The following is an 18885-nucleotide window of genomic DNA, read 5'->3' on the forward strand; positions in this document are numbered from 1 at the left end:
TAGCCGCACTTCGTGCGCCGTCGGACAAGCGCACGCTTTTTCCCGAAAAAAGGATACTTTGTTCGGCTGGACGTAGGGGAGAGAGAGTGGCAGTAGTAAACGGTTGTGATGGATTAGGCAGCCTGAAACCTAATCCATCCAATATTCAAGAAACCGTTTGGCGCGATACCAAACGTTTTTTGTTTTTCAGGCTGCCTTTGCCAGTTGGCAATGATTAGGCAGCCTGAAATCGTGTTCACGCGCTGGATGCTGCATCAAACCCGCGCACCGCTGCCATAAACGCTGCCATTTTTTCGGGCGATTTTACGCCCGCCGCGCTTTCTACGCCGCTGGATACGTCCACCGCTTGGGCGCGGGTAACGCGCAAGGCGGCGGCGACGTTTTCTGGGGTTAAGCCGCCCGACAAAATCCAATGCGCGTTTAGGTTTTCGGGCAGCATCGTCCAGTCAAATGTGTGTCCTGTGCCACCGTATGCGCCGTTAACAAAGGCATCAAACAGCACGGCGCGGGCATCGGCAAAGTCGTGCAGGGCGGCGGTGATGTCGGCGGGGGTTTGCACGCGCACGGCTTTGAGATAGGGGCGGTGGAATTGCTGGCAGAAGGCGGGCGTTTCGTCGCCATGGAATTGCAGCACGTCAATCGGCACGCGGGCGAGCGTTTCACGGATGCGCTCGGCGGTTTCGTTCACAAACAGGGCGACGATGCTGACAAAGGGCGGCAAGGCGCGGGTGATGGCTTGGGCTTGGGCGATGGTTACGTTGCGTTTGCTGCCTGCGAAGAAGACGAGCCCGATGGCATCTGCGCCCAGTTGCGCGGCGAGTTGGGCATCTTGCGGGCGTGTGATGCCGCAGATTTTGGTTTGGATTTTGGCCATGGTGGTTTTTGGGGATGGGTTGGGGTAAGGGGAAATAGGCAGCCTGAAAATGGGTGGAGATTGGTGGGCAAGCGAGTTGCCACCCTACGGGGCGTTTGTTGTTACCGCGTGATAGGCAGCCTGAAACCTCAAATGGAGCGGCGACGGCTCGTCGCCAAATGGTATGCAATGGGGATTGGTTGCCACAATATCGGCGAGCTGCCAACGCTCCATGTGGTAGGCAGCCTGAAAATAAGCGCAGCGCGTTATGAATATAGGTTCTTACCTTTTCAGGCTGCCTATTGGCTCAACTGGCGGTGGAACAACAGCGTTTGATAATCGTGCGCGAGCTGTTTGGCGAGCTGTTCGGCGATGTAAACGGAGCGGTGTTGCCCGCCTGTGCAGCCGATGGCGATGGTTACATAGCTGCGGTTTTCTTGGCGGATGCGCGGTAGCCAGCGGGTTAGGAAGCGGTGGATGTCGCTTATCATTTCGTTCACCAGCGGCTGGGCGGCGAGAAATGCTTGGATGGGCTGGTCTTTGCCGTTGTAGGGGCGCAGGCTGGGGTCGTAGTAGGGATTGGGCAGGCTGCGCACGTCAAACACGAAATCGGCGGGGGGCGGCGCGCTGTGTTTGAAGCCAAATGAGACGATGCTCACCAGCAGGCGGTTGTGATCTATGCCTATCCATTGTGCGACAAGCTGGCGCAGTTGTTGCGCGGTAAGCTGGCTGGTGTCTATGCAGTAGGCGTGTTCGCGCAGGGGGGCGAGCCATTCGCGCTCGCGGTGCAGGCTTTCGGGCAGGGTGATGTGGTTGCGGGCGAGTGGGTGGCTGCGGCGGGTTTCGGAGAAGCGGCGCAGTAGCACGGCATCGCTGGCTTCTAAAAACAGGATGCTGACTTGATGCCCTGCGCGGCGCAGGGCGATTAGGGTTTCGCGGGCGGTGTGGGTGTTGAGATTGGAGCGGATGTCTATGCTGATGGCGAGTGGGTTGTTGTTTTGGCTGGGGTGGCTGTGCAGTTGAATTAGCTCGGGCAGGAGTTCCAGCGGCAGGTTGTCTATGCAGAAAAAGCCGTTGTCTTCCAGCAGGTTAAGGGCGATGGTTTTGCCTGAGCCTGATAAGCCGCTAATCAGGATGATTTTCATGGTTGCTCTCTTCGGGTTTGTTCATCATGCTTTGGTGGCGTTCTAAAAATTCTTTGGTGCTGTCTTTGCCGTTGCGGTGCAGGATGTAGTTGCGCACGGCGGCTTCCACCAACACGGCTAGGTTGCGCCCTGCGGCAACGGGCAGCGTTACCGAGCGGATGGGCACGTTTAAGATGGTTTCGGTTTCGGTGCGGATGCTTAGGCGGTCTAGCGTTTTCATGTAATCATCATCCGCCAGCACTAGGTTGATAATCAGGCGCAGGTTTTTTTTCGGGCGGATGGCGGTTTCGCCAAACATATGGCGGATATTGAGCACGCCCAAGCCGCGCACTTCCAAAAAATCGCGCAACACGGGCGGGCAACGCCCTTCTAGGATTTCGGGCGTGGTGCGATACAGTTCAACGGCATCATCGGCAACCAAACTATGCCCGCGCGAAATCAATTCCAACGCCAGCTCGCTTTTGCCCAGCCCCGATTTGCCCGTGAGCAGCACGCCGATTTCAAACACATCCAAAAACACACCGTGTTTGATGGTGGAAGCCGCCAACACGCGCTGCAAATAGATGCGCAGCACATCCATCAAATAAGGGCTTTCCAGCTTGGACGTGAGCAGCGGGGTGTGGTGGGTGTGGCAGTAGTCGCGCAGGCTTTGCGGGATGGGCAGATTGTTGGCAACGATGACCAGCGTCATGGGGAAGTTGAACAGCTCGTTTAAGCCTGTGGCGTGGTTGGCTTGTTCCAGTTTGTGCAAATAGGCAACTTCGGCAACGCCCAGCACTTGCACTTGGTTGTGGTGGATAAAATTGAGATGCCCCACCAGCGCCAACACGGGGCGGTCAGCTTCCACGGCAATGCGGTTATCGCCGCCCGCCGCGCCCGCTGCCCACGCCAGTTGCAATTTGTGTTGATTGTCTTGATAGAGCTTGCGCACGGAGATGCTGGGCATGGGGGTTCCTTGTTTTGGGGTTTCAGGCTGCCTTTGGGGGTGGCGGATGGTTAGGCAGCCTGAAAACAATTTTTATAGTAAGCCAAAAGTAAAAATAGCATGAGTAGGGTGTGGCTTTGCCACGCACCATTTAAGCATTGCTAAACGGTGCGTGAGCAAGCTCACACACCCTACTCGCTGATTGAATGAGATATTTCTTGATTTATTCCACTATAAGAACCTGTATTCACTATTTTCATAGGCATCTTTTATGCCCTAAAAACGCGGCTACTGCGTTAAAAATGCGCGCAAGGTGTCCAACCTTGCGGCGCTTTTTGCCTTGTATCCACGTTTTTATGCCATAAAATCTACCTATGCAAATAGTGAATACAGGTTCTAAAAACGCCGTTTTAGCTCTGCTGAAACTTGCTTCGCTCGTTTTTAGGCTACTTTTGAGATTTCAGGCTGCCCTAAAACAGCAAAAAGGGCGTATTGCGCATACACCCCTACCATCTTATGTTCAACATCATCAGGCAGCCTGAAAGCCAAAAGCTTCAACGGAGTTAAAACTGCCTACGCTGCCAACAGCAAATCCCGCGCTGCTTCGGGCGTGCCGCAAGATTGCAAAGCATCGCGCACGCTTTTCTCGCTAAACCGCCCCGCCAAATGCGCCAGCAGTTCCAAATGCTCGCTGGTTGCCGCTTCGGGCACAAGCAGTACAAACACCAGCGACACGGGTTTGTTATCAGGCGCGTCAAATTCAATCGGCTCTTTTAGGCGGATAAACGCGCCCGTGGCGGCGGACACGCTGGCGTGCCGTCCATGCGGCATGGCAACGCCCTGCCCCAGCGCGGTTGAACCCAAGCGTTCACGCACCACCAAGCAATCAAATATTTCGCTTTGCGGCAAACCGCTTTGCGCGGCAAAAAGCTGCGCCACGCATTCAAATAGGCGTTTTTTGCTGCTGGTTTCAGCGTCTAAAATAATATGAGAAACGGGAAGAATGTCTGAAAGAGAAATCATGCGGCGTATGCCTTTGAGTTATTGGGCGCGAATTTTAACGCTTGCTTACATTGGCTTCAATGATTTTTACAGTTGGGATTTCAGGCTGCCTATATTGTTTTCAGGCTGCCTTATTCATCGCCATCCCCGCCGTTAGGCAGCCTGAAAACCCCACCCACCCCGCTCACAACCCCTTTTCCACTTCCGCCCACGCTTCCAAAATCAATTCCGCGCGGTTGGCTTTCAGCAATTCCGCGTCCGACAACATTTGCCGCCACGTTCGCGCGCCGTGCAAGCCGTGCATCAAGCCAAGATAATGGCGTGCCATGTGGCGCAAAATCGTGCCACGCCCTGCGGCAAGTTGCGTTTGCGCGTAGGCGTAAAGCCGCTGTATCAGCTCGTTATACGCGATTTCAGGCTGCTCGCTGCCGTAAAACAGCCTGTCCCAATCGCGCATCAGCATGGTGTTGTGATACGCTTCGCGCCCAATCATCACGCCGTCCACATGGCGCAGGTGTTCGGCGATTTCGGCGTTGGTTTTGATGCCACCGTTGATGATGATTTCCAAATCGGGAAAATCTTGTTTTAATTGATAAACATAATGATATTTCAGCGGCGGAATGTCGCGGTTTTCTTTGGGCGACAAGCCATCCAACCATGCATTGCGGGCGTGGACAATATAAGTGCGCACGGGCGTTTTCTCGCGCAGCGTGCCAACAAAATCGCGCACGCTGCTGTATTCGGTTTGCTTGTCCACGCCGATGCGGTGTTTCACCGTAATATCGCAATCGGGCGCGGCTTGCTGCATGGCGTTCAGGCAATCGGCAACCAACGCGACTTCGTTCATCAAACACGCGCCAAACGCGCCTTTTTGCACGCGCGGGCTGGGGCAGCCACAGTTTAGGTTGATTTCATCGTATTGATATTGCGCCACTTTTTTCGCCGCTTGCGCCAACTGCGCGGGGTCGCTGCCGCCCAGTTGCAAGGCAATGGGGTGCTCGCAGTTGTTATATTCTAAAAACCGCGCGGGGTCGCCGTGGATAATCGCGCCCGCGTTTATCATTTCGGTGTAAAGCCATGTGTGGCGGCTGATTTGGCGGGCAAGATAGCGGAAATGGCGGTCAGTCCAATCTAGCATCGGCGCAATGGATAATCGCCTTTTCCTTTTAATATCATCAACTTCATTATTTTTCATTAACTTACCTTAAAATTTTACCTTGCGAATAACCGTGTTTAGCGGGGTTTTCTTGGGTGTTTTGGTGGTTTTGTTGTACCATATTTGCACCATCACAACCAATTAAGAGAAATGGTGCAAATATGGGCAGCATTGTGAAACGTACCAATCCATCGGGCAAAACGGTTTATCGAGCGCAGATTCGCATTGACCGTGCGGCTTATCCAAAGTTTACGGAAAGCCGCACATTTAGCGAACGCCGTTTGGCGGCGGCATGGCTGAAAAAACGCGAAGCCGAGCTGGAAGCCAACCCTGAATTGCTGTATTACGGTGGCAAAAAACAAGCCATCCCCACCTTGGGGCAGGCGATTGAACGCTATTTCGCCGAGCCAGCAGCAACAGAATTTGGGCGCACAAAATCGGCAACTTTGCAATTTCTATTGAACTATCCCATTGCAAAGCTACCGTTAGACAAAATACGCCGCGCGGACATTGCTGCCCACATCAACCAACGGCGCAATGGATGGGGCGGCGTTTTACCTGTCAAACCGCAAACCGTCAATAACGATTTGCAGTACATCCGCGGCATGTTGAAGCACGCGCATTTTGTTTGGGGCTTGGATGTGAACTGGGCGGAGATAGATTTGGCGATAGAAGGTGCACGTCGGGCGCGACTGATTGCCAAAAGCGATGAGCGAATGCGACTAGCGACCGCGCAAGAATTGCAGGCACTCACAGATTATTTTTACTACCAATGGCGCACGCGCCCCAATAGTACCAAGTTCCCCATGCACTTAATCATGTGGTTTGCCATTTACTCTTGCCGCCGAGAAGGCGAAATCACGCGCCTAGCATGGGCGGATTATGACGAAACCGCAGGCGATTGGCTGGTGCGCGATTTGAAAAGCCCCGGCGGCGGCAAAGGCAACCACGCCCGCTTTGTGGTAAACAACCATCTGCGCCAAGTCATCGCCGCATTTAGGCAGCCTGAAATTCACAATCGCCTAAAATGGCGCGAGATGCAGCCTGAAAAATGGTTGATAGGCGGCGACAGCAAAAGCATCAGTTCCGCCTTTGCCCGCGCGTGCAAATTTTTAGGCATCAAAGATTTACGCTTCCACGACCTACGCCACGAAGGCGCGACCCGCTTTGCCGAAGATGGTTTAACCGTGCCACAAATACAGCAAATCACGCTACACCAAAGCTGGAAAACTTTGCAGCGTTATGTGAACCTTGCCAGCCGACCGCGCGAAAACCGCCTAGACTTTGCCGCCGCCTTAGCCGCCGCGCAACAAAAGGCAGCCTGAAAACGAATCATCATCCATTTTCAGGCTGCCTAAGGTAAAGGCGTGCGCTCAGGCAATCGTGTAATCGTTGAATTTAAACAACTCCAAGCCCACGCGCTCGTTGATGTCCAAAAACGTTTGTTGCAAGGGCTTGACTTCGTTGGTGGCAAACACCCGCGCCACCGTTTCCGCATCGCCCAGCCCGCTCGTGTTTTTGGGCACAACGCCCATCAAAGCGGGCGGCACGCGATGAATCGCCATCATGTCCTCAGCCGAAATCGTTTTGATATTCAAAAAATCATCTTTCGCTGCCACTTCCGCAATCGGAATCAGCTTCAATCCATCAGGGCTGCCGTCGGGAGAACGAATCACGATGTTTTTAAAATTGCCGTTGCCTTTAGCTTGGCGCAACTGCTCTTTGATATTTGCCCAGCCTTCCTCATCAATTTTGGCATCGGTGGAATACAAGATAAAACCCGCGTGCGAACCATTTTGATAATAGCGCACCCGAAAACGTGTCGCCGCCGCATTCAAATCCACGCTGTCCAGAGCTGCCAAATAATACGGCAAACCATAAACTTCCTGCTTCAAATTGGGCTGCATCACATGAATCACATCATCGCCCGCGATTTCGTCATAAGTTGTGCCCAAACCCAGCCCCATGCCATAGCGCAAATACACAAAATCGTGCAAATTGCTGGCACGGCGCATGTACATTGCCAAACGGTTTTGCACCGAAACAGGCGCGCCAAAGCGATTGCGCTGAATCTCCAAATAGCCATTGCCCAGCACCAAATAATTAAAGGCGAACTTTTCAAACTCCGAGCGGCTCAAAAAGCGCGTGGGGGTAAACGTAACCTTTAAAATATTGATTTTGGCGTAAATCGCGCTGGCATGATGCACGCCCGAGCGTAGCAGTCGCTCCAAATCCACCAGCGACACAGGCATCTCAAAAAAACACCCATTGTCCACAACGCCCAAAAAATCAAACACGCTGAACTCGCCCAGCACATCCGAGTAGCTGAACACATCCGCTGACGCGGCTTGTGGCAGCGCGGACGAACTCTTGCGTCTAAACTTCAAAAAATTAAACATCGCAAAACCTTTCTAATAGAGGCAGCCTGAAAATCATCAAACCATCAAAACGAATAAACAAACGAACCCGACGACACATCGCCGCCCAACGGCTCTTGATAGAAACATTGCAACGCCGCCCACGCCACATCCGAGTGGCTCAACTCGCGCGAACGCGCCGACACATAAGTCATGTTGCGCCCGCTTGCCGTAGCCACCGTTTTAATGCTTAAAAAAGCTGCCGTAATATCGCGGTGTTCTGTTTCCCATTGCACGCGATTTTTTCGCATCAAATCAAACATTTTATTGACCATCAACGCCTTTTCAGGCTGCGTGTATTGCACGCCTACCACGGCAGGAAAAAATTTCGCCACCAGTTGCACCAACGCTGCGCCCAATCCTGTTTTATCCACCACAATCTTGCGCACGTTGAAACGGCGCATCGTCTCGCGGATAAAGTTGGCTTGGGCTTCAAAGTCATTGCCATGCAACAAATGCCGCTCCACGATACGAAACGCATCGCCGTTGAAGCGCGGGGCTAACACCACCACCAAAGCCGCTGCATCGCCTGCATCCGCTGGGTCGTAGCCCAACCACACAGGCAAATCGCCCACAGGCTTTGCGGCAAACGGTTTATAAAAATCGCCCCATTCCACAAAGCTATCCACCAAACAGCCCTGCACATCCGCCCAAGTGAACACGCCATCGCCGTCTTCCACAAACTCACACATAAACAACTGGCGAAACTGCGCGGGCGCGTTCTCCAACATCAACTGTTCGCGGTCAAACAAATTGCAGCCCCCGCGCTCGGCATCGTCTAGCGTAACCACTTGCCGCCACTTGCCATCGGGGTCGTGCCGTCCTGCTGCCAACGCTGCGGGCGACACATCTAGCTTAATCCGTTCCGATTCAGCACGCCCCACGTTAAACTCTGCGCCTGTCCAAAAATCATAAGCGGGGTGCGAAGTGGTGGATGGCGTGGAAAAATAGGTAATCCGATAGCGTTTCTGCGATGCCATTGGGTTTGCCAAGTCGCGCAAACGCTTAAAATCGGGAATCCAAAAATACTCATCCACATACAAATCGCCATTGCGCCCCTGCGCCGTTCGCGAATTTGTCCCCAAAAAATGCAATTCCGCGCCGTTGCCCAGCGTAATCACATCCGACCCTTTCAATTCCACATCCACCATGCCCGCGAACTTGCGCATATAGTTCTTAAAAATAAACGCCTGCGCCTGCGATGCCGACAAAAATACCTTGTTTTTGCCTGTTTTGACTGCATCAACCAACGCTTCTCGTGCAAAGAAAAACGTCGCCCCAATTTGGCGCGATTTCAATAAATGCCGAAAACGAACCTGCTGCCCTAACCACACGCGCTGATAATCAAACAACTGCTCTAAAAACAACGCTTCTAATTTCGCGGCTTGCTCGAGCGAGAACACATTGGGCTGCGCCTTGCGATTGCTGCGCACGCGCTCACGCTTCGCAGGCGCGGCGCATTCTGCTTCATGCAAATCATCAACAGGCAATGCCGTTTCAGGCTGCCCATTCTTGCGCGGATAGCCCGCCAGCAAAGCCGATAGATTTTTCATTTCTTTGTAGTCTGCATCCGATTTTTTGGGCTGCGCAATCAGCGCGTGCAAGCGCGTTTCTGCGCTCATCGTCACGCGCACCATTGGCGTACCACCGTCCCAGTTATCGCGCATTTTCCACGAATAAACCGTTGTCGGCTTTAAGCCCAAAGCCCGCGCAATGTCTGTGATTCTGTGCCCCTGCCAAAACAACTGCCGCGCCGCAACACGCGGCTCAACATTGGATAGGGGGTTTAATGCAAACGAATCCGCCATAAAAACATCCCAAAATACAAAGTCCACACCTTCCAACATTTTCAGGCAGCCTGAAACCACTCCCACACCTAAAACACCCCCTTAACACCTGCGCCGATAGACCCCGCCGCCTAAACTTGCAAAACTTCTCAGCAATTTCAACCAAGACTTTACCCGCATCATCATGGCAAGCGAACCTACTGCACAAAACCAACCCCAAAACACCACGCAAACCGACTGGCGCATCATCGGCGTGTCGGGTGACACCATTGACGGACGCGAGATTTCCGCCGAGCAACTGACGCAAATGGCGCAAGATTACAACCCCAAAGTCTATGGCGCACGCATCAACATTGAGCATTATTGGTGGGACGACATGGATACAGGCGGCTTGGGTGATGTGATTGAACTCAAAACCGAAGCATGGGAACAAGACCCGAGCAAAACCGCTTTGCTCGCCAAATTCAGCGTGTACCCCGCCATGCAAAAACTATGGAACGAAGGGCGGAAAATCTACACAAGCATGGAAATCCACCACAATTTTGCAAACACCAAACGCGCCTACCTTACAGGTTTAGCCATTACCGACACCCCCGCGAGCTTGGGCACAACCGCCAATTTCAGTTACGCCCAGCAACACAGCCACAACAAAGGCAAAACATTCAGCGAATACCGCGAATTTAGCCACAATCAAGCAACCGATTCCCCACCCACTCCCATCACAGAAAGCCCCAGTATGAACACCAATACCGAACCCCAACCCACTCCTGCTCCTACACAAACCGCCCCAGCTCCCGATACTGCTGGGCAGCCTGAAAAACACGCCAGCGCATCTACGCCAACCGCGCCCACTATTGCCCAGTTACAAACGCAAATCAGCGCATTGCAAACCGAGCTGACCGAGTTGAAAACCCAACTCAACACCCAAGCGCACACAGGCAATCGCCCACCACACACAGGCAACGATGCGCCCACGCCGGTTATTTGGTAAGCCATCGCAAGCAATCTCTCATCCAATCTCTCATCTCAAACACTCGCACCATAAGGACACCCCATGAATAAAAACCTACTCGCTACCGCCATTTCTAGCTTGTTTAACCAAATTGCCCAAACCAACCACATCAGCAAAGAGCAAGTGCAAAGCGGTTACACCATTGCACCAACCGCCGTGCAAACCATGTACGACCAAATTGCCCAAAACACCGAGCTGCTGCAACACATCAATATCGTGGGCAAAACCGAACAAATAGGCGAAGTCATCGGCTTATCCAGCGGATTAGTGGCATCCAACACCGACACCACCCAAAGCGGCAACGAACGCCAGCCTAAATCCATTCACAACTTGGAAGGGCAAAAATACACCCTACAACAAACCAATTTTGACGTTGCCCTGCGCTATGACGATATTGACCAATGGGCGCACATCACCGATTTCCCCGCCCGCATCAACAACAAAATCGCCGAAAGCATCGCGCTGTCGCTGATTACCATCGGCATGAACGGCAAAGAGCGCGCCAAAACCACCAACTTTACTTCCAACCCCTTATTGCAAGACGTTGCCAAAGGCTGGCTGCAAAAAATGCGCGAAAACAACACCGCGCGCGTGATGGGCTGGCAAGCCGGGCAAGTCGGCAAAACCCCACAATCGATTAAATGGGGCAGCGACCCGAGCGCGGAATACAAAAACTTGGATGCCGTGGTTAAAGATGCCATCGACAGCCTGATTGACGAGCGTTTCGCCGACCGCAACGATTTTGTTGTGTTGTCTAGCCGCCGCACGGTGTCCGACAAATATCTCAGCATCATCAACGCATCGGGCAGCAAAGCCACCGAGATCGAAGCCAGCGGGCGGCTCAACCAATCGCGCACGCTCGGCGGCTACCCCGTGATGTACGTCCCCAATATGCCCGCAAACACGCTGTTTATTACCCCGCTGAAAAACCTGTCTATCTACTATCAGACTACGGGCGAGCGACGCTACATCGTGGATAACCCCAAAAAAGACCAATTGGAAAGCTACCAATCCAAAAACATTGACTACATCGTTGAAGAATACGGCGCGGCGGTGTTGATTGAAAACTTAGCCGAAACCAACGCCTAAACCCAAAAGGTAGCCTGAAATCCCGCATTACCTGTTTTCAGGCTGCTTCAACCCCCACACAAAGGACAGCACATCATGGTCAGCCCCGCCCAACGCCATCGCCTTGCCCACGAAGCTCTTGTTGCTGCGCACAACCAAAGCGACCCCAGCGAACTCACCGCCTATCAGCAACTGCAACAGCAATACATCGCCGACAAAACTTTGCTCAAAAATCTTGCCAGTATGCAAGACAAACTTGCCTACAAAGCCCAAGCCTTGCCCAAATACCAAGACTGGCTAAATAGCGTGTTGCAAAGCGGGCAAGCCCACCCAAACGACACGCTCACGCCCAACTTGTTGATTTGGCAGATTGACTGCGGACAGCTTGGCGAAGCCATGCCGCTCGCGCAATTTGCGATGGAACATAACCTGCAAAGCAGCGATGAGTATCAGCGCAACCTGCCCACCATCATCGTTGAGCAGTATGCCGAACAAATCAGCCAAGGCGCAGCCATCGCTCTCGAGCATCTCAACACCCTTGTGCGCTGGGCAACCGAAAAACACAACAACCAACACACCTACAACATCCCCGATGCGGTGCGCGCCAAGCTACTCAAAATTGCTGGCGAACAGCTAGAAGATAGTGACCCGCAAGCTGCCCTTGCTCTTTATCAACAAGCTCTGGGCTACAACGACAAAGTCGGCGTGAAAAAGCAAATTGAAGCCCTGCGAAAAAGCCAACATTAAGCTCCCCCCGCCGTATCGTGAGCGATAAGCCGTCTTGCCGTTGATAGCGACAAGCCTGCCTTATCGCCCCACGATACCCTATTCCCAAGCAAGCCAGCCATGAATACCACCCCCATCAGCTTTACCAGCACGCCCACGCCCACCCAACAACCCAATCAGCAAACCATAAGCTCCGACCCCTTTTTCCCCAGCATCAACCTTGACCACCTGCGCCAAGCCATGCGCATTGACAACACCATCACCAGCGACCGCCTTTTTCAGGCTGCCATTGAAGCCGTCATCCACGTCAATCGCCAGCTTGCCACGCTCAAACAACATTGCCAGCTTACAGGCAAAGCCACCCTAGCCGAACACGCCCCGCAGCAAAAAATCAACGGCATCAACATTTGGGAACACCGCTATCAGCAAGCCATTTACAACTACACGCTCGCCACGCTCACCGACCAATACGCCGATTACGATGCCAGCGGCAAAGCCAGCACCCGCAGCGAAAGCAAACAACACATTGCCGACCAATACCGCCGTAATGCCCACGCTGCCATTGCCGACATTGCAGGCAAACAACGCACCGATGCCGAACTCATCTAGCCTAAAAAGGCAGCCTGAAAATGCCCAAACCCAGCAACACCTTTATCAGCAGACAAGGCGATACGCTCAGCAAAATTGCCTACGAATACTACGGCAGCAGCGTTGGGCAAGTAGAGCGCATCCTTGAAGCCAACCCCAAACTGTGCCAACAGCCCCCTATTCTCCCCGCTGGCATCATCATCATTCTGCCCGACAGCGAACCGAGCAGCACACAAACCACCCTACCCGCCACGCTTAACCTTTGGGATTAACACCATGCACCAAGCCAACGATACTCAAACCACGCTCATCAACATCGCCGTGATTGCCATCGGCAGCTACCACCTGCCCCTTTCTGTCGCCAGCGGTGCGCTGATTGGGGCAAGCCTGTTTATCGCCCGCAAACAAAACTACCCCGTATTTCACAAGGCATGGCTATTTATGATTTCCTTTTTCAGCGGCGTGTTCGGCTACGAAAGCACCGACGAAATCATCAACTACATCTTGCCCGACCAGCTCCCCTTGCACATCAACAGCTTCATCGGCGCGTTGTTGGCTGCTGCCTTTGCCGTGGTGTTGATAGAAAAAATCTACACATGGCTTGATACCCGTCTTAACCCCACCCCAGCCACAAAGGAGCGCGACCATGACCAATCTGCAAAATAACGCCATCATCGCCCTAAGCCTTGCCGCCGCCATTAGCCTGTTGCTGTTTGACAGCCGCCACAAAACCCACAAGCCGATTAGTGCTTTGATTGCATGGCTGCTATTTATTCAGATGAGTGCGCTCTTTTTGGCTGTGCTTGCCAAAAGCCAAGCCCTGCTCAACTGGCTGCTCATCGCTAATCTTGCCCTGCAAACAGGTAGCATCCTTTATGCACGCGGCAACGTTTCCCGCATTTACCACCCGAAAAAGGCTCAACATGAACAACAGCAAATTTAACCAATTTATTGAACGCATCCTGAAAACGGAAGGCGGCTACATCAACCATCCCAAAGACCCCGGTGGCGAGACCAACTGGGGCATCACCAAGCGCGTTGCGCAACAAAACGGCTACAACGGCGCGATGCGCGAGCTAACCCGAGAACAAGCCAAAGCCATCTACTACACCGCCTTTTGGCAACGCTACAACATTGAGCAATTTCCCAGCGCACTCGCTTACCAATTTCTTGATGCTAGCATCAACCACGGCTACGGCAACGCGGCGCGGATGTTGCAACGCGCACTAAACGTTGCCGACGATGGCATCATCGGCAAACAAACCCTAGCCGCCCTTGCCCAACGCAGCGAAAACGACTTGCTGTTGCTGTTTAACGCCGAGCGTGCAAATTTTTACACCCGCCTTTCCACCTTTGCCACGTTTGGACGCGGCTGGACAAACCGCATCGCCGACAACCTGCGCCAAGCCGCCCAAGACAACACCGACCCGCAAGTGGGCTACATCCCGCCTGACAACGCCTAAGGCGTGCGCACAACAAAGGCAGCCTGAAAAACAAGCTGCCTTATTCACAACATCAAACTGCTACCCACAAAGGCAGCCTGAAAATGACCCTACACACCAAGCTCACTCTGTTGTTTAGCCTTGCATGGCTTATTGCCGTTGGCAGCGCAATACACCAACGCCGCCAGCTTAAAGCCACACAACAGCAACGCGATACGCTGGCGCAAACGCTTGACAGCGAGCGCAACAAAACCCAAGCCCTGATTCACGCCAACGCCCAGCTTAACCAGCAACTGCAAAACGCCCAGCAACACGCTGCACAACAACAAAGCCAAATCAACCACGCCTTGCAAAATAACCACCAATGGGCAGCCCAAACGCTCCCCGCTGATATTCAGAAAGCCCTGAACCCATGAAACCATCCGCCCTTATCGCGCTGTTGATGCTGAGTGCCTGCCAAAGCACGCCCGCCCCCATCACGCCCGCTTGCCCGCAAGTGCCTGAATGCACCCGCCCCAGCAATCCCATCACCACCCAAGGCGAGCTGGTGCAAGCCTATCAAGACACGCTGACCGCATTTGAACAATGCCGCATTGCCCGCGACACCCTAGCCGCCTGCCTTAACCCCACAGAACCCGCCATAAAACCAAACCATGTCCCGACAAATTGACCAAGCCTGCGAACTGGAAGAGCTTTACCGCCAAGCAGCCATTACCCACCAAGCCAAACAAAACTACCCACAACGCCCCAGCGCAAGACATTGCCAAGAATGCGGGGACATCATCCCCGAAGCACGCCGCCGCGCGGCGGTTGGCTGCCAATATTGCATTGACTGCCAAGAAAGAATTGAGCATGAGAAAACCCGCTACTTTGCGCGCTGAAATTGAGCAGCAACTGCCCGAGCTAGCGCAAAACCCCGAAAAGCTCAGCATGAACATCACGCAAGGCAAAATCATTGCCAACAAAGGCAGCCTGAGCCATACCACCGAATACACCCTAAACATCCTAATCACCGACTTCACCAGCGACATAGAAATCCTGAAAACCACCATTATCCATTGGGCGCAAACCCATCAACCCGATATTCTGGGCGCAGGCAACACGCCCAATCAACGAATGATGCGCTTTGAAGCCGACATCATCAACAATCAAAGCTACGACCTGTTGATTGAGCTACCGCTTACCGAGCGCACACTCGCCCAAAGCAACGAGCACAACCAAATCCAAATTAGCCATCCACGCAACGCTAACCACAGCGACCTGCTTACCGCGCTGGGCACAGCCCACCCCATTCCCTAAATATGAACGAACTAGACCAATACATCTTGCAAATTGACCACCTTGTGCAACAGCTTAGTCCCGCGCAAAGCCTAAACTTGATGCGCAAGATTGGCAGCAAGATTCGGCAAAGCAACAAACAGCGCATCCGCGCCAACACCGAACCCAGCGGCGATGCGTTTACGCCCAGCAAAGCGCACGCCAACGGCAGAAAAACCCGCCGCATCGGCGTTGAGCAAACCTTTTTGTATCAAGGGACACTACACCGCTACCGCACCTTGCACGACTACGGCGATTACTACATCGGCTACGACTACCACACCCACGCCACTTTTAAAGCTCATAAAAACAAAATCCACCTGCCCACAGGCAACGGTCGCCGTCGGCAGATGTTTCGCAAAATCCACCAATACAAATTTCTCAAACTCAAAGCACAGAGCCACGAAGCCGCCATTGGCTTTTTGGGCGGCTTAACAGGCTACATCGCCGCCGCTCACCAATACGGCGCAGAAACCCGCCCCGAGCGTACGCTGTTGGGGTTTTCCGAAAGCGATTTGCAGCTTATCCAACACATCCTGAAAGAACACTTGGTGGTGTCCTAAAAAGTATGCTGACAAACAAGTAGCATACTTTTTAGGACACCACCGAACACTTAACCCCAAACCGCTAATCAAGGCAGCCTGAAACGAAGTGCAGCAAAGCCAAAACACCTAAACCACCCCCTTAACTCTACCCGCGCAAGCCTTAACCCAGCATCTCGCGCATAATCAAACCACTTATTTCTTACTCAAACAACCATGACCACCACGCCCACCACCGCCAGCCACAATCGCTTGATTGCCAACTTGCTCAAACAAGGCAACATTGCCCAAGCCGATGCCGCGCAGGGCTTGGTGCGCGTGCAACATGGCAATTTGCTGACTGATTGGCTGCCTTATTTTGTGCCGTTTGCAGGCGGCGTTTCGGTGCATCGCGTGCCGAGTGTGGGCGAAAACTGCCTTGTGCTTGCGCCCAGCGGCGAAATTGCCAACGGCTTAGTGTTGTGTGGGTTGGCTTCCAATCAGCATCCACAGCCCAGCACTTCGCCTGATGAAACCGTTATCCGCTTTCCCGACAATGCCCAGTTTAGCTACAACCACAGCTCAGGCAGTCTGAAAATCAGCGGCACGACAACCATTCACATTGAAGCCAGCGAAAGCATCAAATTTGACACACCCGAAGCTACGTTCACAGGAAAAGTCATCGTACAAAACTTGTTTACCTTCCTTGCGGGGATGATGGGCAGCAACAGCACAGGCGGCGCGGCTGCCAACATTCAAGGCGACCTGAACCACACCCAAGGCAACCTGAGCAGCAACGGCGTGGTTGTACACACGCACACCCACCCAGGCGACAGCGGCGGCACAACAGGAAGCCCACAATGATGAACGAACGCAACGGACGGCGCATCAATCTGATTGACCATGTGCAGCAATCCATCCGCAATATTTTGTTTACCCGCATCGGCACGCGCGTAGAACGCGAAGAGTACGGCAGCTTGCTGCCCGAGCTTTTGGATATGCCGCTCAACGACATCACGCTGTTGCGCTGCAACGCTGCCGTTATTCTGGCTATTGCCCGCTGGGAGCCGCGCTATCAAATAGAACAGGCGCAAACCCAAGTTGTCCCACAAAACGGCAGCCTTGCTGTGCAAATTCAGCTTTCAGGCAGCCTAAATGGCAATCTGCAAAACTACATCATTGAAGCCTAACCCATGCAAGAGATTGATTTAAGCCAACTGCCCGCCCCGCAAGCGATAGAAGAGATTAGCTTTGAAAGCATTTTTGAGCGCGAAAAGCAAAAACTGATTGCGCTTTGCCCTGAGCATATCAGAACCGCCATCGCCGCCACGCTGGAATTGGAAAGCGAACCGCTGACCATTGACTTGCAGCAACGCGCTTATGCCGAAATGCTGCTGCGCACACGCATCAACGAAGCGGCACGCGCAACCTTTCTGGCGTTTGCCACAGGCAGCGATTTAGACCACATCGCTGCATCGCGCGGATTAAACAGAAAAATCATCCAAGAAGCCGATGAGCAGGCAAACCCGCCCATTGTGGAAATCAAAGAAAGCGACACCGCTTTGCGTAAGCGCGTGCAAATGCACCCCGAGAAATTTGCAGCGGCTGGCCCGCGTGCTGCCTACAAAGCCCACGCGCTGGATATAGATGGCGTGGCTGATGCCAACCCAATCCGCCCCAAGGCAGGCACGGTGCGCGTGTACATCAAATCGCATACGGGCAATGGCGTGGCAGATGCTGCGCTGTTAAGCCGCGTGAAAGATTATCTGTCGGCTGAATCTCGCCGCCCTTTGTGCGACACGGTGGAAGTGGAATCAGGCAGCCTGAAAAACATCACAATTCGCTATGAAACTCGCTATCAAAGCCAGCTTGGCAAAAAGGTGGTGCAAAGCGAGCAGCAAAAAGCCCTTGATGTTTTGTTTAGTGAACACGCCTATTTGGGTGCGCACGTTGCCCTATCCAAAATTATCGGTGCGCTGGATGTGGCGGGCGCGGAAAAAGTGATTTTGCATGAGCCAAGCGCAGACATTGAATGCAGTGCGGGCGAATTTATCTACATCAACGCCATCCAAAGCAGCGAGTTGATTTAGCCATGCGAAGCATCCTACCCAGCAACAACAGCCCCCTAATGCACGCGCTCGCGCAGCTTAACGAGCAGCAAATCGCGGCATTGGATTGGCGCGTGATTCTGCAAAACCGCGAAGCCAGCACCTGCCAAATTCCTTTCTTGCCCTATCTGGCTTGGGAAAACAGCATCGCCGATGCCGAAGGCTGGGGCTTTGCCGAAACCGAAACGGCGCAGCGCAATTTGATTCAAAGCTATGTTGAAAAGCATCAACACAAGGGCACGCCCGCCATGATTCGCCAGCTCTTTCGTGATTTGCAACTGGGCGAAATTGACATCTTGGAGCGCGTACACAATCTAACTTTTGATGGCAGCGCGACGTTTGATGGCAACTTCTTTTTTGGCGGCGGCAGCGATGACTGGGCAAAGTATGCCATTGTTTTAAAACGTGTGATTTCTATTGAGCAAGCCGAAATCATCAAACAATTTTTGGACGAAATCACGCCGCTGCGCTGCGAATTGGTTTATTTAGACTACCGCAGCAACCCCCTTTACTGGAACGCCGAGATTGCGTTTGACGGAACTCATACATTTGGAGCCATCACATCATGACCGATACAGCCATACAAGAAACCCCGCAATGGGAAGCCATCATCCGCCAAGTGGATACGGGCGACCGCGTGCTCGGTGGAGCGGACGGCGCGGTAAACATTGCCTACCGCCAGCTTGCCAACCGCACGGGCTATTTGAAAGAACAGATTGCCCAGATTGGCAAAGCCTTACCACAAAGTGCCAACGCCGAGCGGGCGGGCGTGATGAAAGTGCTGAATGTGTTGGATAGTGTGGATACGCTTTCTGCGC

At 53.3% G+C, this 18885-nt stretch carries 27 protein-coding genes and 2 pseudogenes; 21 read left to right on the forward strand and 8 right to left on the reverse strand.

What is annotated here, in order from left to right; all coding sequences use genetic code 11:
* A pseudogene (locus Q4A85_RS10965) lies at nucleotides 1-218 on the forward strand (hypothetical protein); the annotation flags it as partial.
* 17 nt (nucleotides 219-235) lie between these two features.
* Here the strand turns inward: Q4A85_RS10965 and Q4A85_RS10970 are convergent.
* The 5 genes from Q4A85_RS10970 to ptsN form a co-directional block, all read right to left on the reverse strand.
* Nucleotides 236-874: a phosphoribosylanthranilate isomerase gene (locus Q4A85_RS10970; protein ID WP_303110293.1), complete on the reverse strand. Its 639-nt coding sequence runs from the start codon at nucleotides 872-874 to the stop codon at nucleotides 236-238.
* 84 nt (nucleotides 875-958) lie between these two features.
* On the reverse strand, nucleotides 959-1087 hold the full coding sequence (locus Q4A85_RS10975; RefSeq protein WP_303110294.1) for a hypothetical protein: 129 nt from the start codon (nucleotides 1085-1087) through the stop codon (nucleotides 959-961).
* Nucleotides 1088-1152: 65 nt separating this feature from the next.
* A complete protein-coding gene (rapZ, locus tag Q4A85_RS10980) occupies nucleotides 1153-1998 on the reverse strand; it encodes an RNase adapter RapZ (RefSeq protein WP_303110296.1) in 846 nt (281 codons plus the stop codon).
* The gene (gene hprK, locus Q4A85_RS10985; protein WP_303110298.1) at nucleotides 1979-2944 is read right to left on the reverse strand and encodes an HPr(Ser) kinase/phosphatase; all 966 of its coding nucleotides are present in this window, start codon (nucleotides 2942-2944) and stop codon (nucleotides 1979-1981) included. Before hprK ends, rapZ begins: the two co-directional genes overlap by 20 nt.
* Before the next feature lie 552 nt (nucleotides 2945-3496).
* Nucleotides 3497-3946, reverse strand: a complete 450-nt coding sequence (gene ptsN / locus Q4A85_RS10990) for a PTS IIA-like nitrogen regulatory protein PtsN (protein WP_303110300.1) — start codon at nucleotides 3944-3946, stop codon at nucleotides 3497-3499.
* On the opposite strand from ptsN, the gene Q4A85_RS10995 reads away from it, so the two are divergent.
* On the forward strand, nucleotides 3945-4082 hold the full coding sequence (locus Q4A85_RS10995) for a hypothetical protein (RefSeq protein WP_303110302.1): 138 nt from the start codon (nucleotides 3945-3947) through the stop codon (nucleotides 4080-4082). The two genes, ptsN and Q4A85_RS10995, sit on opposite strands and share 2 nt — an antisense overlap.
* 27 nt (nucleotides 4083-4109) lie before the next feature.
* Here the strand turns inward: Q4A85_RS10995 and dusA are convergent, their stop codons facing one another.
* Nucleotides 4110-5120: a tRNA dihydrouridine(20/20a) synthase DusA gene (gene dusA, locus Q4A85_RS11000; protein WP_303110304.1), complete on the reverse strand. Its 1011-nt coding sequence runs from the start codon at nucleotides 5118-5120 to the stop codon at nucleotides 4110-4112.
* 134 nt (nucleotides 5121-5254) lie between these two features.
* Between dusA and Q4A85_RS11005 the strand changes: the two genes are divergently transcribed.
* Nucleotides 5255-6406: a tyrosine-type recombinase/integrase gene (locus Q4A85_RS11005; RefSeq protein ID WP_303110306.1), complete on the forward strand. Its 1152-nt coding sequence runs from the start codon at nucleotides 5255-5257 to the stop codon at nucleotides 6404-6406.
* A 48-nt stretch (nucleotides 6407-6454) separates the two neighbouring features.
* Here the strand turns inward: Q4A85_RS11005 and Q4A85_RS11010 are convergent, their stop codons facing one another.
* Together Q4A85_RS11010 and Q4A85_RS11015 are read right to left on the reverse strand one after the other, a co-directional pair.
* Complete coding sequence (locus Q4A85_RS11010) at nucleotides 6455-7480, reverse strand: phage portal protein (protein WP_303110308.1); 1026 nt, start codon at nucleotides 7478-7480, stop codon at nucleotides 6455-6457.
* Between the two features lie 44 nt (nucleotides 7481-7524).
* A complete protein-coding gene (locus Q4A85_RS11015) occupies nucleotides 7525-9306 on the reverse strand; it encodes a terminase family protein (protein ID WP_303110310.1) in 1782 nt (593 codons plus the stop codon).
* 163 nt (nucleotides 9307-9469) lie between these two features.
* Between Q4A85_RS11015 and Q4A85_RS11020 the strand changes: the two genes are divergently transcribed.
* The 18 genes and pseudogenes from Q4A85_RS11020 to Q4A85_RS11105 all read left to right on the forward strand — a co-directional run.
* Complete coding sequence (locus Q4A85_RS11020; protein ID WP_303110312.1) at nucleotides 9470-10276, forward strand: GPO family capsid scaffolding protein; 807 nt, start codon at nucleotides 9470-9472, stop codon at nucleotides 10274-10276.
* Nucleotides 10277-10339: 63 nt separating this feature from the next.
* A complete protein-coding gene (locus tag Q4A85_RS11025; protein ID WP_303110314.1) occupies nucleotides 10340-11386 on the forward strand; it encodes a phage major capsid protein, P2 family in 1047 nt (348 codons plus the stop codon).
* A gap of 75 nt (nucleotides 11387-11461) precedes the next feature.
* Nucleotides 11462-12112, forward strand: a complete 651-nt coding sequence (gene gpM / locus Q4A85_RS11030) for a phage terminase small subunit (RefSeq protein WP_303110316.1) — start codon at nucleotides 11462-11464, stop codon at nucleotides 12110-12112.
* Between the two features lie 99 nt (nucleotides 12113-12211).
* Nucleotides 12212-12700, forward strand: a complete 489-nt coding sequence (locus tag Q4A85_RS11035; RefSeq protein ID WP_303110318.1) for a head completion/stabilization protein — start codon at nucleotides 12212-12214, stop codon at nucleotides 12698-12700.
* A 20-nt stretch (nucleotides 12701-12720) separates the two neighbouring features.
* Nucleotides 12721-12951: a tail protein X gene (locus Q4A85_RS11040; protein WP_303110321.1), complete on the forward strand. Its 231-nt coding sequence runs from the start codon at nucleotides 12721-12723 to the stop codon at nucleotides 12949-12951.
* Between the two features lie 4 nt (nucleotides 12952-12955).
* On the forward strand, nucleotides 12956-13345 hold the full coding sequence (locus tag Q4A85_RS11045) for a putative holin (protein ID WP_303110323.1): 390 nt from the start codon (nucleotides 12956-12958) through the stop codon (nucleotides 13343-13345).
* A complete protein-coding gene (locus tag Q4A85_RS11050; RefSeq protein WP_303110325.1) occupies nucleotides 13326-13622 on the forward strand; it encodes a phage holin family protein in 297 nt (98 codons plus the stop codon). The genes Q4A85_RS11045 and Q4A85_RS11050 overlap by 20 nt, the downstream gene beginning before the upstream one ends.
* Nucleotides 13603-14142, forward strand: coding sequence for a glycoside hydrolase family 108 protein (locus tag Q4A85_RS11055; RefSeq protein WP_303110327.1), 540 nt, complete (start codon nucleotides 13603-13605; stop codon nucleotides 14140-14142). The genes Q4A85_RS11050 and Q4A85_RS11055 overlap by 20 nt, the downstream gene beginning before the upstream one ends.
* A gap of 83 nt (nucleotides 14143-14225) precedes the next feature.
* Nucleotides 14226-14537: a hypothetical protein gene (locus tag Q4A85_RS11060; protein WP_303110329.1), complete on the forward strand. Its 312-nt coding sequence runs from the start codon at nucleotides 14226-14228 to the stop codon at nucleotides 14535-14537.
* Nucleotides 14534-14791: an Rz1-like lysis system protein LysC gene (gene lysC, locus Q4A85_RS11065; protein ID WP_303110331.1), complete on the forward strand. Its 258-nt coding sequence runs from the start codon at nucleotides 14534-14536 to the stop codon at nucleotides 14789-14791. The genes Q4A85_RS11060 and lysC overlap by 4 nt, the downstream gene beginning before the upstream one ends.
* Nucleotides 14775-15002, forward strand: coding sequence for a TraR/DksA C4-type zinc finger protein (locus tag Q4A85_RS11070; protein WP_303110333.1), 228 nt, complete (start codon nucleotides 14775-14777; stop codon nucleotides 15000-15002). The genes lysC and Q4A85_RS11070 overlap by 17 nt, the downstream gene beginning before the upstream one ends.
* Complete coding sequence (locus Q4A85_RS11075; protein ID WP_303110335.1) at nucleotides 14974-15420, forward strand: phage tail protein; 447 nt, start codon at nucleotides 14974-14976, stop codon at nucleotides 15418-15420. The genes Q4A85_RS11070 and Q4A85_RS11075 overlap by 29 nt, the downstream gene beginning before the upstream one ends.
* Nucleotides 15421-15422: 2 nt before the next feature.
* Complete coding sequence (locus Q4A85_RS11080) at nucleotides 15423-16001, forward strand: phage virion morphogenesis protein (RefSeq protein ID WP_303110337.1); 579 nt, start codon at nucleotides 15423-15425, stop codon at nucleotides 15999-16001.
* Between the two features lie 195 nt (nucleotides 16002-16196).
* Nucleotides 16197-16823, forward strand: a complete 627-nt coding sequence (locus Q4A85_RS11085; RefSeq protein WP_303110339.1) for a phage baseplate assembly protein V — start codon at nucleotides 16197-16199, stop codon at nucleotides 16821-16823.
* A complete protein-coding gene (locus Q4A85_RS11090) occupies nucleotides 16820-17149 on the forward strand; it encodes a GPW/gp25 family protein (RefSeq protein ID WP_303110341.1) in 330 nt (109 codons plus the stop codon). The genes Q4A85_RS11085 and Q4A85_RS11090 overlap by 4 nt, the downstream gene beginning before the upstream one ends.
* A 3-nt stretch (nucleotides 17150-17152) precedes the next feature.
* Nucleotides 17153-18049, forward strand: coding sequence for a baseplate J/gp47 family protein (locus tag Q4A85_RS11095; RefSeq protein ID WP_303110343.1), 897 nt, complete (start codon nucleotides 17153-17155; stop codon nucleotides 18047-18049).
* 2 nt (nucleotides 18050-18051) lie between these two features.
* Nucleotides 18052-18636, forward strand: a complete 585-nt coding sequence (locus Q4A85_RS11100; RefSeq protein WP_303110345.1) for a phage tail protein I — start codon at nucleotides 18052-18054, stop codon at nucleotides 18634-18636.
* Nucleotides 18633-18885 (forward strand): annotated as a pseudogene (locus Q4A85_RS11105) (hypothetical protein); the annotation flags it as partial. The gene Q4A85_RS11100 and the pseudogene Q4A85_RS11105, both read left to right, overlap by 4 nt.

This window comes from Kingella sp. (in: b-proteobacteria) (genome assembly GCF_030527935.1).
In the GTDB taxonomy this organism is placed as follows: Bacteria; Pseudomonadota; Gammaproteobacteria; order Burkholderiales; family Neisseriaceae; genus Kingella_B.